At 57.4% G+C, this 13,366-nt stretch carries 11 protein-coding genes; 8 read left to right on the top strand and 3 right to left on the bottom strand.

The features are described 5' to 3' along the window. The first annotated feature begins 44 nt into the window (after nucleotides 1-44). The gene (locus JFU11_RS09240) at nucleotides 45-1,313 is read left to right on the top strand and encodes an OprD family porin (protein WP_201060454.1); all 1,269 of its coding nucleotides are present in this window, start codon (nucleotides 45-47) and stop codon (nucleotides 1,311-1,313) included. Between the two features lie 218 nt (nucleotides 1,314-1,531). Next, the gene (gene phaR / locus JFU11_RS09235) at nucleotides 1,532-2,080 is read left to right on the top strand and encodes a polyhydroxyalkanoate synthesis repressor PhaR (RefSeq protein WP_201121258.1); all 549 of its coding nucleotides are present in this window, start codon (nucleotides 1,532-1,534) and stop codon (nucleotides 2,078-2,080) included. Between the two features lie 35 nt (nucleotides 2,081-2,115). On the opposite strand, the gene phaP is transcribed toward phaR, so the two are convergent. Continuing rightward, nucleotides 2,116-2,685: a TIGR01841 family phasin gene (gene phaP / locus JFU11_RS09230; protein WP_123722764.1), complete on the bottom strand. Its 570-nt coding sequence runs from the start codon at nucleotides 2,683-2,685 to the stop codon at nucleotides 2,116-2,118. A gap of 264 nt (nucleotides 2,686-2,949) precedes the next feature. Here phaP and JFU11_RS09225 point away from each other — a divergent pair, with 264 nt between their 5' ends. Further along, entirely contained in the window at nucleotides 2,950-5,415 is a 2,466-nt protein-coding gene (locus JFU11_RS09225; protein WP_201060450.1) for a DUF3141 domain-containing protein, read from the top strand. Between the two features lie 25 nt (nucleotides 5,416-5,440). Here JFU11_RS09225 and JFU11_RS09220 read toward each other — a convergent pair whose 3' ends face one another. Then, nucleotides 5,441-6,478: an AraC family transcriptional regulator gene (locus JFU11_RS09220; protein WP_123722766.1), complete on the bottom strand. Its 1,038-nt coding sequence runs from the start codon at nucleotides 6,476-6,478 to the stop codon at nucleotides 5,441-5,443. A gap of 258 nt (nucleotides 6,479-6,736) precedes the next feature. Here JFU11_RS09220 and phbB point away from each other — a divergent pair, with 258 nt between their 5' ends. From phbB to phaC, 3 genes are all read left to right on the top strand, one after another. Beyond that, nucleotides 6,737-7,483: an acetoacetyl-CoA reductase gene (gene phbB / locus JFU11_RS09215; protein WP_123359419.1), complete on the top strand. Its 747-nt coding sequence runs from the start codon at nucleotides 6,737-6,739 to the stop codon at nucleotides 7,481-7,483. A 57-nt stretch (nucleotides 7,484-7,540) separates the two neighbouring features. Next, a complete protein-coding gene (locus tag JFU11_RS09210) occupies nucleotides 7,541-8,719 on the top strand; it encodes an acetyl-CoA C-acetyltransferase (protein WP_123722767.1) in 1,179 nt (392 codons plus the stop codon). 88 nt (nucleotides 8,720-8,807) lie between these two features. Next, the gene (phaC, locus tag JFU11_RS09205; RefSeq protein ID WP_201060447.1) at nucleotides 8,808-10,508 is read left to right on the top strand and encodes a class I poly(R)-hydroxyalkanoic acid synthase; all 1,701 of its coding nucleotides are present in this window, start codon (nucleotides 8,808-8,810) and stop codon (nucleotides 10,506-10,508) included. Between the two features lie 54 nt (nucleotides 10,509-10,562). On the opposite strand, the gene JFU11_RS09200 is transcribed toward phaC, so the two are convergent. After that, on the bottom strand, nucleotides 10,563-11,063 hold the full coding sequence (locus tag JFU11_RS09200) for an Lrp/AsnC family transcriptional regulator (protein WP_201060445.1): 501 nt from the start codon (nucleotides 11,061-11,063) through the stop codon (nucleotides 10,563-10,565). A gap of 120 nt (nucleotides 11,064-11,183) precedes the next feature. Between JFU11_RS09200 and JFU11_RS09195 the strand changes: the two genes are divergently transcribed. Together JFU11_RS09195 and JFU11_RS09190 are read left to right on the top strand one after the other, a co-directional pair. Then, nucleotides 11,184-12,218 (top strand): histone deacetylase family protein, encoded by a 1,035-nt coding sequence (locus tag JFU11_RS09195; protein ID WP_201060443.1) that lies wholly within the window; start codon nucleotides 11,184-11,186, stop codon nucleotides 12,216-12,218. Nucleotides 12,219-12,270: 52 nt separating this feature from the next. Continuing rightward, complete coding sequence (locus tag JFU11_RS09190) at nucleotides 12,271-13,341, top strand: ornithine cyclodeaminase (protein WP_201060442.1); 1,071 nt, start codon at nucleotides 12,271-12,273, stop codon at nucleotides 13,339-13,341. Nucleotides 13,342-13,366: the final 25 nt, after the last annotated feature.

The raw sequence follows: 13,366 nt of genomic DNA, 5'->3' as shown, positions 1-13,366 counted from the left end.
CCGCGGGACCTGTCTTTCCATAATAAAAACAAAGGGGCTTCACCATGGACCGCAACACCCGCATCCTCGCTATTCGACTATTGCTGGCCGGCGGCGTCATCAGCCTTTCGGCCCCCGCCGCTGCGGATTTTGTCAAAGACAGCAAGGCCAGCCTGGAGCTGCGCAACTTCTATTTCAATCGCGACTATCGCCAAGACAACGCCCCGCAATCCAGACAAGAGGAATGGGCGCAGGGTTTCCTGCTGCGCTATGAATCGGGATTCACCGACGGTTTGATCGGCGTAGGTTTCGATGCCATTGGCCTGCTCGGCGTCAAGCTCGATTCCAGCCCCGATCGCGCAGGCTCCGGCCTGCTCAAACGCCATCGCGACACCCGCAAAGGGGCTCAGGACGAGTACGGCGAACTGGGTTTGACGGCCAAAGTGCGGGCCTCCAAAAGCACGCTGAAACTCGGCACGCTGCTGCCGAAACTGCCGACGGTATTGGCCAACGATTCACGGTTGCTGCCACAAACTTTCAAGGGCGGTCAGCTGACATCGCTGGAAATCGAAGGCCTGACGGTGGATGCCGGGCGACTGACGCAAGTCAATCAGCGCGACTCCTCGGACTACGAGGACATGGGCATTACCCGCACCGGCGCCAAGGGCATCACCACACGTCATCTCGATAGCGACAGCTTCGATTTCGCCAGCCTGAACTACAAATGGACCAGCAACCTCGCCACCGGTTACAGCTATGGTCACCTCGACGACTTCTACAGCCAGCACCTGGTCAACCTGACCTACGTGCTGCCGGTCACAACCGGCCAGTCGCTGAAGACGGATCTGCGCTTCGCCCGCTCCACGGACGATGGCGGCAGTAATGTCGATAACAATGCCATTGGCGCGATGTTCACCTACAGCCTCGGCGGGCATGCGTTGGGTCTGGGTTATCAAGGCATGAGCGGCGACACCGGCTACGCCTACGTCAACGGCACCGATGCGTTTCTGGTGAACTTCGTGCAGATCGGCGACTTCGCCAGCAAGGACGAAAAATCTTGGCAGGCGCGTTACGACTACAACTTTGCGGCGATTGGCGTTCCGGGGCTGACCTTCATGACCCGTTACCTCACCGGCGACCATATCGATCTGGGCGGCAACCGCCCGCAAGGCAAGGAATGGGAACGTGATACCGACATCGGCTATGTCGTGCAGAGCGGGCCATTAAAGAATGTCGGGGTGAAATGGCGTAACGCGACAGTTCGCTCGACCCACTTTGGCAGCGACCTGGATGAAAACCGCCTGATCGTCAGCTATACCTTGCCGATCTGGTAAGCCGATTCAGTTTCTCTGAGGGGGCGGCACGCTACCGGCGGGCTCCCCTTTTTTACGACTCGGGAATCTTCGGTGTGCTGGAGGGCCTCATCGCGGGCAAGCCCGCTCCCACAGTGATCTCTGTTGTTCACAAATACTGCATTCACAGCAGAACCCTGTGGGAGCGGGCTTGCCCGCGATGGCGGCCTGAAGAACACCAATGATGATTGTAGGTTAAGATGCCTGCAAACCAGGCCCGCCGCGAGACGCCCCGCATGACTGATACCACCCCACGCCTGATCAAGAAGTACCCCAATCGCCGACTGTATGACACCCATACCAGCAGTCATCTGACGCTGGCGGACATACGCCAGTTGGTGGTCGATAAAATTGCCTTTCAGGTGGTCGATGCCAAGAGCGGCGAGGATCTGACGCGCAGCATCTTGCTGCAAGTGATTCTGGAAGCCGAAAGCGGCGGTGAGCCGATCTTCACCAGCGAGATGCTGATGGGGATTATCCAGTTCTACGGCCCTTATCAGGGCGTACTCGGCAGTTACCTGGACAAGAGCATTCAGACCGTAATCGACATCCAGTCCCAGACCGGCGCGCAATCCTCCGAAGCCTGGAGCACCTTCATGCATCAGCAAGCGCCAGTGATGCAGGATCTGATGCGGCAATATGTCGACCAGTCGAAGGCGCTGTACCTGAACACCCAGAACCTGTTCGGCATGTTCGGCGGCAAGCCCGGTGCCAATGGCGGAACGAAAAAAAATGGCGATGAGGAATAAACCCATCGCCATTGGTGCCGCTGATCTAGTGTGACTTACTTATTACCGCTGGTAGCCTTGGCGCTAGCTTCCGGGGCAGCTTTAGTGCTCGCGGCAGTCGCTGCATCGAAACCACTCTGAGCCACATCGGCAGCTTGTTTTACGGCTTTCTGTGCGCTTTCGAACACAGTACCGGCATTCGCCAGGCCCGACTTGAACGCGGCCACAACAGGCTCGGAGCCGGCCGGTGCATTCTTGCTGATCGTTTCAACGAACTCATGCATCTGCTGGGTGCCCGCTTCGACCTGACTCGAGGTCAATTTGGCGATGTCCGACTGAGTACCCACGATCAGTGCTTGAACCTGACGATTGAACTCGGCCAGGCGTTCGGTTTGCGCGCTCGGCTGGGTGAAAGAAGCCTGCAGCTCGGCGAAACCTTGTGGATCACGGACGGCCAGCAGCTTGCGAACACCTTCGAAGTGCTCTTCGGTGGAGTCGCGCAGTGCCTTGAACTGCAACTGGCTGAGCTGTTCAACGCTGGCGAACACTTTGCCGCTGATTTGCTGCAAAAGGTCGAGGTTGGCTTTCTGAGCGGTTTGCAGTTTTTCCGAATTGAAAAAAGACATGCTTGAATCTCCTGGTACTGGAAGGCCCTGATGGGCCTGATGGGCCTGAGGACGCGATAGCGATCCGGCCAGTCATCGCGTTAGCCTTGATATTGCAGTGCACAAAACAATTTGGCAACGCCTATTTTTGTGCGGTGCAAAATAAACATTGCTAAGGCCCTCCTTATTCGCTGTAGACTCCTGCTCATCGAACGGCCCGGCTGGCCCTCTTTAACTAAAGGGTTCAGATGCGCAGGTTCCCATGCATAGCAGCAGGAGATCACCATGGGTCAGGAAGCAAATATTGCGCTGCAAGATGGAGAGCGTAGCGACCCCGCCGGCTTGTTCGAACACCTTAATCATCTGCAACGCCTCAATACCCACAACGTCCTCGACGCCGTGCAGAAGCGCCAGGCAAAAACCTTCGCGCCTTTAAGCCTTGGGCAACTCAGACAGCCGACTCCGGCTGACTGGCAGGAATACTTCACTGACCTTGGCCAGCGCAGCGTGCTGTTCTGGGACACCTTGCGTCAGCGGGGCGACAACACCCTGGCCCACGAACGCGCCGGGTATCCGCTACTGCTCAAGTTCAATCATGAAACGCTGGTCGCTGGTGAAGACCTGCCTCGTGCGGTCAACTATTCGTTGTTGCAAATCCTCGGCGGCCCGGGGCAACAGATCGACAGCAAAAAACAGCCCGTGATCATCATTGATCCCCGCGGCGGTCACGGCTCGGGGATCGGCGGTTTCAAACAGGACTCGGTTATCGGCGAAAGCCTGAGAGCCGGCCACCCCACCTACTTCATCGCCTTCAGTCACTCGCCACGCCCAGGGCAAACCCTTGCCGATATCACAGACGCCCAGGCACGGTTCATCGAGGTCGTCAGCGCTCGGCATCCGGACAGCGCCAAACCTGTCGTCATCGGTAACTGCCAAGCGGGCTGGGCGTTAATGGGCCTGGCGGCCACTCGGCCAGAGTTGCCGGGGCTGATCATCGTCAACGGTGCGCCGTTGTCGTACTGGGCCGGCGTCAATGGCCGCAATCCGATGCGCTACACCGGCGGTTTGCTGGGCGGTGGCTGGATGGCGCGCCTGGGGAGCGACCTCGGTAATGACCGTTTCGACGGCACCTGGCTGGTGAGCAATTTCGAAAACCTGGACCCGGCCAACACCTATTGGGGCAAGTACTACCACCTGTTCAGTGAAGTCGACAGCGAGGCCGCACGCTTTCTGGATTTCGAACGCTGGTGGGGCAGCCCGACCCTGCTCAATAGCGAAGAAATCGAGATGATTGTCGACGACCTGTTCATCGGTAATCAGCTGTCCGGCGGCCTGGGGCGCAAAAGCAGCGGGCTCGACCTCAAATTGATCGAAGTGCCGGTGGTGGTGTTCTGTTCCTATGGCGACAACATCACCTCCCCGCAGCAGGCACTGGACTGGATCACCGACGTCTATCCCAGCGATCTCGCGTTGCAAAATGCCGGACGCACCATCGTTTACCTGCGGCATGCGAGCATCGGTCACCTGGGCATCTTTGTGTCCGGTGAAGTGGCGCGGCGTGAGCACCGTGAGTTGCTGGGTGCGGTCGATGCGATCAATGCGCTGCCGGCCGGGTTGTATGAAATGCTGATCGACGACCTGCCGGAGCACTCGGCGACGCCGTATACCGTGCGTTTCGAGCCCCGGCGTATCGCCGACATTCATGGCCGGGTGCAGCCGCCCCGTGATGACGATCGCGAATTCGCGCTGGTGCAGCGCGCATCCGCCATCAACAACAGCGTGTACGACGAATTCATACGCCCATGGTTGCGCCAGCTGATCAACGAACCGAGCGCCGAAATGCTGCGCCGCGCGCACCCTTTCCATCAGCAGCAAGTGGCCTGGAGCAGTTTGAACCCGGCACTGTGGTGGCTGACTGGCAGTGCCGCCCAAGTGAGCAAGGATCGTCACCCCGCCAGCCAGAACAACCCGCTGCTGGTCTGGCAGGAACTGTTTTCCAACCAGGTGCAGGATGCCTTGAACGGCTATCGGGACCTGCGTGATGCAGCTCACGAAATGTGTTTCTACGGCGTGTATGGCGTACTCAATAGCCTCGCCGGCAATGCACCCGGGCGAAATCTGCAGGAACACGCCGAGCAGCACGACCAGGTTCTGATCGAGCGCCTGCAGGATGCCCTGCCCCTTGGCGGTCTGATGGAAGCCTTGATACGGATCCTGTTCCTGCTGGGTCGCGACGGCGACGAACCGGGCAAGGAAAGCGTCGAGAAATTGATCCTGCAACTGCAGGTGCTGCTCCAGGACTACAGTGCCAAGCCACTTGATCTGCGCGAAACCCTGCGCCTGCAAAAACTGCTGGTCGCCACCCTCCCGCAAGAAAGCCTGCACAGCCTTCCCTTGATGCTGGTTGAAGTCGAAGAGCGCCAACAAGTGCTGGCGGCCGTCGCCAATTTGCTGCCCGAACTGCTGACCAGCGGCGCAAACAACCCATGCTGGTGTGAGCTGCACACGCTACTCGACGTTCCGCTGCCAGGCTTCAGCCTGACCCAGCCACCCGGTGCAGCCGATACCATCGAAGTGAAAGTCCCGGCGATAACGCCAGAGCCGATCAAGCAAGCCATCCCGGTGCTCATCCCTGAGCCGATCAAGCAGAAAATCCCCGCAGTGACCCCAGACCCCATCGCCAAGGTAGCGAGTCCGGTGCGCAAACCTGCCAAGGGCAAGAAAGCCGTAAAAAAACCTCCTATGAAATAACGTTGAACGCTGACGGAAGGCCGTGTCAGACCGGCGCGGCTTCCTCGATTGCCAACGATTCATCGGCCCGATACTGACCGGGTGTCATGCCAAACCAGCGGCTACAGGCTTTGTTAAAGCTGCTGTGATCATGAAAACCAAGGAGATACGCGACATGCTTCATGTTGAAGTGAGAATGGCGCAGGTAGAAGTCGGCCAATTGCCGGCGCACAGCGTTCTGCACGTCCTTGAATTGCGTCCCTTCCTTTTCCAGTGCGCGTTGCAGCGTGCGCTTGCTAACGTTCAATGCCGCCGCGATCGACTCCATATCGCATTGCCCTTGGCCCTGACTCAAGCGCTCGGTAATCAGCGCGCGAATCCTGCCGACTATGCAAAAACCAAACTGCAGATCCAGTTGCGCCTCGGCAAAACTGTCATGCAGCACCGCCAGCGCTTCGTTGGCCATGCTCAACGGACGCAGCAGCTCCTGCCCATCAAACAAAATGCTGTCGTAAGCCGCGTCGAAACGCAGGTCGCAGCCAAACAGCCGTCGATGCTCGGAGGTGTCTTCAGGTTCGGGATAGGTGAACTCCACACTCAAGGGTTGCGGTGAGTTACCGCCCGCCAGCTTACGGCAGAAGCCCAGCAACGAAGCCAGCGCGGCATCGGTGTATTGGCGAGGTTTGATCGAACCTTTTTGTTGATGATCGAGGCCGGAAAGTCGGTAACCCTGCGGTTCCGAGGTAAAGAAAAGGCTGAATCCGGTGCCAATCAACGGACTGAAACGGACCAGGCGCTCAAGGGCTTTTTTCAGATTCAGGCTGGACATCATGGTGTAGCCGACGATCTGAAAGCTACCGGGGTGGAAACTTCCATAGGCCTTCAAGCCGATCTCCGAATCGCCCGAGGCCTGAGCGGCGAGATCCCATAATCGATAAATCGCCCTTCGCTCGCAAAACGCTCCTGGTTTGTTCGCAAGCTTCATGTCTAGTCCAGCCTCCCGACACAGACTGGCAACATCCAGTCCTTGAGCCGAGAGCGTATTTACCAGCACGCTGGCATAGCCTGAACTCATTCTATACATGGCGTCCTCAATGACCTGTGGAACCGAACATCCTGTCCGGAGCCATAACTGATCTGCGATGAATCAAAGACTAACGGGTTCTTCAGTTGCCAATATTGACCCCAGTATAGGTAACCAGCGTTTTTCACCACCCGTCATTAACCGGGGGCATGGCACCGTTGGACACCAGACAGTCACCTCTCAACACTTCCGCACACCCGGCCAATACCGAACAATCCCCCCATCTTGCAACGCAAAACAAAGAAAGGAAGGGATTGTATGAAGTCGCTTGGTCGTATTGCGTTGGTCACGGGTGGTATGGGTGGGATTGGCACTGCGATAAGCCAACGCCTGTACAAGGAAGGATTCAAGGTCATCGTCGGCTGCAGCTCGGATTCCGCCCGCAAGAACGAATGGATAGCCACCCAACTGGCGGCGGGTTATCAGTTCGAATGCATCTTCGGCGACATCACCGATTGGGAATCGACCCGCAAGGCCTTCGAGATGGCACGAGAGCAATTCGGCCCGATCGATGTGCTGGTCAATAACGCCGGCATCACTCGGGACGCTTCCTTTCGCAAACTCACTCCAGAAGACTGGAACGCGGTGATCGGGACCAACCTCAGCGGCCTGTTCAACACCACCAAACAGGTGATTGAAGGCATGTTGGCCAAGGGCTGGGGTCGGGTCATCAACATCTCGTCGATCAACGGTCAGCGCGGCCAGTTCGGCCAGACCAATTACAGCGCGGCCAAAGCCGGTATCCATGGCTTCACCATGGCACTGGCCCGGGAAGTCTCGGGCAAGGGCGTGACCGTCAATACCGTATCGCCCGGCTACATCCAGACCAGCATGACCGCGGCCATCCGCCCGGACATTCTCGAGACCATGATCGCAGCCACACCGGTCGGGCGCCTTGGCCAACCCGAAGAAATCGCTTCGATCGTCGCCTGGCTGGCGTCCGATGAATCGGCCTACAGCACTGGTGCCGACTTCTCGGTCAACGGCGGCATGAATATGCAGTAAGCCTGTCAGGGCATGGATGCCCTGCTCCCGCTCGACAGAATCCTAATGAGGTCATGCATGAACGAAGTCGTAATCGTTGCCGCTACTCGCACCGCCATTGGCAGTTTTCAAGGTTCACTGTCTGCCATTCCAGCCACCGAATTGGGCGCGGCGGTGATTCGTCGCCTGCTCGAACAGACCGGGATCGACGCTGCGCAGATTGATGAAGTCATCCTCGGCCAGGTGCTGACTGCAGGCTCCGGGCAAAACCCGGCACGCCAGACCGCGATCAAGGCCGGCCTGCCCCATACCACCCCTGCCCTGACCCTGAACAAAGTCTGCGGTTCAGGCCTCAAGGCGGTCCAGCTTGCGGTTCAGGCGATCCGTTGCGGCGACGCCGAACTGGTGATTGCCGGCGGTCAGGAAAACATGAGCCTGGCGCCCTATGTTCTGCCCAAGGCGCGCACCGGTCTGCGCCTGGGTCATGCGCAACTGCAAGACAGTGTGATTCAGGATGGTTTGTGGGATGCCTTCAACGACTACCACATGGGCATCACTGCCGAGAATCTGGCGAATCAATACAGTATCAGTCGCGAAGATCAGGACGCTTTCGCCGCGACCTCGCAACAGAAAGCCGCCGCGGCCATCGAGGCGGGTTACTTCAAGGGCGAAATCACCCCGATCCTGATTCCCCAGCGCAAGGGCGAGCCGCTGGTCTTCGACACCGATGAACAGCCGCGTCCGGACAGCACGCTCCAGGCACTGGGCAACCTCAAACCCGCGTTCCAGAAAAACGGCAGCGTGACCGCCGGCAACTCGTCGACCCTCAATGACGGCGCCGCCGTGTTGATGCTGGCCAGCGCCGCCAAGGCCCTGGCTCTGGGTTTGCCGGTACTTGCGCGCATCAAGGCCTATGCCAGTGCCGGAGTGGACCCGTCGATCATGGGCATCGGCCCGGTACCCGCTACCCGTCTGGTCTTGACGAAAGCCGGCTGGAGCCTGGACGACCTGGACCTGATCGAAGCCAACGAAGCGTTCGCCGCGCAGTCACTGGCCGTCGGCAAGGAACTGGGCTGGGACATGAACAAAGTCAATGTCAACGGTGGCGCCATTGCCCTCGGTCATCCGATCGGCGCATCAGGCGCGCGGATTCTGGTGTCGCTGGTACATGAACTGATTCGTCGCGATGGCAAAAAAGGTCTGGCCACCTTGTGCATCGGTGGCGGCCAGGGCGTCAGCCTGGTCATCGAGCGCTAGAAACACAGGCAGAGTTGCCAGACGCGGCGCCGACGTTAGGCGCCGCGTTTTTTTTCCTTCCGGATTATTCATGTGGGCAAGGAGTTCCATGGACAACACGCATACCTTAAACACATTCTGGTCGGGCCAGGTTCCATTCATTGCGTCCTTTGCAGTTCAACAATTAAGGCTCTGGGTCAGCACCAATCCCTGGTTTACCGGGCAGGACTACAACGCCTGGTTTGAACTGCCACGCGAAACCCTGGACAGCCTTCAATCGGACTATCAGCAACAATGGAGTGAACTCGGCCAGCGTCTGTTGACCGGTCAGCCCTTCAGTTTCGAAGACCGACGTTTCGCCAGCGGTAACTGGAGTCAGCCGCTGTTCGGTTCTCTGGCGGCGTTTTACCTGCTCAATGCCGACTTTCTGCTGAAACTGGTCAATCAGCTGCCGATCGACGGTAAAAAGCCGCGTCAACGCTTGCTCTATCTGGCGGAACAAGCCATCGCCGCCGGCGCGCCGAGCAATTTTCTGGCCAGTAACCCCGATGCTCTGCAACGGGTCGTTGACACCCAAGGAAGCAGCCTGCTCACAGGCCTGATGCACCTGGCCAGCGATCTGCAGGAAGGCAAGATGCGCCAGTGCGACGCCAACGCGTTCAAAGTGGGTATCGACCTGGCGAACACCCCCGGCGAAGTGGTCTTCGAGAACGAACTCTTCCAGCTCATCCAGTACTATCCGCAAAGCGAAACCCAATACCGGCGCCCGGTGTTTATCGTTCCGCCATCGATCAACAAGTACTATATCCTCGACCTGCGCCCCGAAAATTCGATGGTTCGCCACCTGTTGCAGCAAGGCCATCCGGTGTTTCTGATGTCGTGGCGCAACTTCGACCAGGAACACGCCGGCACCACCTGGGATGACCTGATCGAAACCGGGATTATCAAAGGCCTGCAAGTGACCCGTGAAATCAGCGGCGAGCAACGGCCCAACTGCGTGGGATTCTGCATTGGTGGCACGTTGTTGAGCTCGGCGCTGGCCGTGTTGGCGGCCCGTGGCGACAAAGAGATCGCCAGCGTGAGCCTGCTGACCACCTTCCTCGACTACCTCGATACCGGCCCCATCGACATCTTCGTCGACGAGCAACTGGTGGCTTATCGCGAGCGCACCATCGGCGGCCTGAACGGCCCCATCGGCCTGTTCAAGGGCGAGGACATGGGTAATACATTCTCGTTGCTGCGCCCCAATGACTTGTGGTGGAACTACAACGTCGACAAATACCTCAAGGGGCAGAAATCGATACCCCTTGACCTGCTGTTCTGGAACAACGACAGCACCAACCTGCCCGGGCCGATGTACTGCTGGTACCTGCGCCACACCTACCTGCAGAACGATCTGAAATCCGGCGAACTGGATTGCTGCGGAGTCAAGCTGGACCTGCGCGCCATCGATGCCCCGGCGTACATCCTCGCCACCCATGACGACCACATCGTGCCATGGAAAAGCGCCTACGCCAGCACCGAGCTACTGTCTGGAACCAAGCGTTTCGTACTCGGCGCCTCAGGGCATATCGCGGGGGTGATCAACCCACCGGCCAAGGAAAAACGCCATTACTGGACCAACAATCGCGTCACCAAGAACCCTGAAACCTGGTTCAAGAATGCCCAGCAGCATCCGGGCAGTTGGTGGAATGACTGGTTCGTCTGGCTGGCCGAACACGCCGGGGAACGCCAGCCTTCAGTGCTGAGCACCGGGAATGCGCAATACCCGGCACTTGAGTCGGCACCGGGGCGTTATGTGATGCAATAAGAGGAACCAGTCCGGGGCAGCCAGGCTTCGGGCTGGACGCTTCAGAATGCCCGTTTACTGCTTTGTCCGCCCCGGAATGGCGATACGACTGGTCGTTTTGACTTCACGCAACGCAAGACTTGACTGGATAGAGGCGATACCGAGTTGTCGCCTCAATACGCTCTCGACAAAGTCGCTGTAGCTATCAAGATCCTGAGCCAACACTTGCAAAAGGTAATCGGCATCCCCGGTTATCTTGTGACAAGACAAGACCTCCGGGAGCTGCATGATGACGGCTTCAAAGGCTTCGGGGGTATGGTCGGTGTGCGTGGCAAAGCGAATATGCACGAACGCCATGATGTCCAGCCCCAGCTTGCGCCGGTCCAGGTTTGCCTGGTAATCCTTGATCACTCCCTCCTCTTCCAGTCTCTTGCGCCGCCTCCAGCATGGAGTAAGGCTTAGCGAGAGGCGCTCACTCAACTCGGCGTTGGAAATGCTGGCGTCCTCCTGCAACAAAGCCAGGATGGAAAGGTCGGTATCGTCAAGCAATGCGCGATGGGTATTTTTTTTCTTCATGGTGCCATCTACGGGAAAATAATTCCGATTACGCTAGCAGAGCGAGAACAAAAAGCAAAGAAAGTGCATCCGTCCCAGAACAAACTATTGGCACTGGACCACCACGACGGATGCGTATAAATGCTTACAGTTTTCAGCGATTCCCATCGCTTGCACCATGGGACCGAATTAAAGGACGGCGTTCTCAAACCTTCTTTCGAACAGCCAAGCCGAGCGGATACCGTTCGCGACCGAGTCCAGCACGTTGGGCTCGGCGATATCATCGTCCCGCGAAAATTTGACCGGGCGTGCTACGTCAATGCACACAGTGAGCGCTATGTTTCCTTTCTGGAAACCGCGTGGTCCGAATGGACGGCAACCGGCCGGGAGCACGACGCCCTTCCCCTGGTCTGGCCGGTGCGCGACTTGTCCAATGAACATGTCCCCGCGTTCATTGATGGCAAGCTCGGTTTCTTTGCCATGGATGCCGGCTCGCCGATCACCGCGACCACCTGGGAAGCCGTCAAAACCAGCGCGGACATTGCACTCACAGGACTGTCGTTGATCAACGAAGGCCACAACAGCGCCTTTGCCCTGTGTCGTCCACCCGGGCACCACGCTGCTCGTGAATACATGGGAGGCTACTGCTACCTGAATAACGCGGCCATTGCCGCGCAACATGCACTGACTCAAGGTGCTAAACGTGTCGCGGTGCTCGACGTCGACTTCCATCATGGCAACGGGACGCAGAACATTTTCTACGATCGCAACGATGTGATGTTTGCTTCCCTGCATGGAGACCCCTCGGTTTCCTATCCTTATTACTCGGGCTTCAGTTCCGAGTGTGGAGCAGGTGCCGGTGAAGGTTATAACCTGAACTATCCGTTGCCGAAAAACACCACCTGGCATAGTTATCAAAACGCCCTGATCCATGCCTGCAAAAAACTTCGTAACTTCTCGCCTGAACTCTTAGTGATTTCCCTGGGCGTCGATACGTTCAAGGACGATCCGATCAGCCACTTTCTTCTGGAAAGCCAGGACTTCTTTGGCATGGGTGAAATCATCGCCACTGTCGGCGCGCCGACACTCTTCGTTATGGAAGGCGGATACATGGTCGATGAAATCGGTATCAATGCGGTCAATGTACTTCATGGGTATGAGAGCAAACAATTCTAAGTTTCGTGACCGAGACAACCTTCCTATACTTACAACTAAGAGACAAACACATATGACTCTATTCATAGACGTTGATCACGCCGCCGCGCTTTTTGGCAAAATTGGAATCGGTCAGGCCATTACGCAAATGGCCAACTACATCAAGGCTGATTATTGCCGCTGGGCTGACTTTGATAAATCCCCACGCACCGCCAATCACTCCATTTGCGGGGTGATCGAACTGATGCCGACTGACGATGGCAAACAGTATTCATTCAAATACGTAAACGGCCATCCAGGAAATGCAGGCAATAACTTGCTGACAGTCATGGCCTTTGGGGTATTGGCGAACGTCGATAGCGGATACCCCGTCGTTCTCAGTGAACTCACCCTGACCACCGCGGTTCGCACAGCGGCAACGTCCGCCCTGGTAGCCCAGTCCCTGGCACGCAAGGGTTCGACACGCATGGCCATTATCGGAAATGGTGCCCAGAGCGAATTCCAGGCGATTGCCTTTTATGAAATGCTCGGGATCAACGAGGTGCGGATATTTGATATCGACAGCGCCGCGTCATTGAAACTGAAAAAAAATCTGGAAAGCTATACCGGCATCAATGTCACCATAGCCTCCTCGGTACATGAAGCCATCAAAGGCGTTGATATCATCACCACCGTCACGGCGGACAAGGCCTACGCGACAATATTGACGCCCGACATGATCGAGCCCGGCATGCATATCAACGCGGTTGGCGGTGACTGCCCCGGGAAAACCGAACTTCACGCCGATGTCCTGCGCAACGCCCGGATCATTGTCGAGTTCGAACCGCAGACGCGCATTGAAGGCGACATTCAGCAACTGGACGCTGACCATCCTGTCATCGAATATTTCCGCATCGTTCGGGATAACGAGCCAGGCCGGGAAAATGACACGCAAGTCACGGTTTTCGACTCGGTGGGATTTGCTCTAGAAGACTTTTCTTCACTGCGTTATTTGCATGATCAGGCTAGAAAATACGCGATCGGTGAGAAAATCCATCTTGTACCCACGCCTGCCAATATCAAGAACCTGTATCAATTGATTGAGGAGAACTCTGATTTTTCATCAGTATCGTCCCCGCAAAAGCAGCAGCTAGCAGCAAGTTAAGATGCACGATTGCTCGCTATCAAGT

Origin of the sequence: Pseudomonas sp. TH37 (genome assembly GCF_016650735.1) — a bacterium.
GTDB classification, from domain to species: Bacteria; Pseudomonadota; Gammaproteobacteria; order Pseudomonadales; family Pseudomonadaceae; genus Aquipseudomonas; species Aquipseudomonas farris.
The sequence above is the reverse complement of the archived record's forward strand: the minus strand, read 5'-3'. Positions and strand labels throughout refer to the sequence as shown.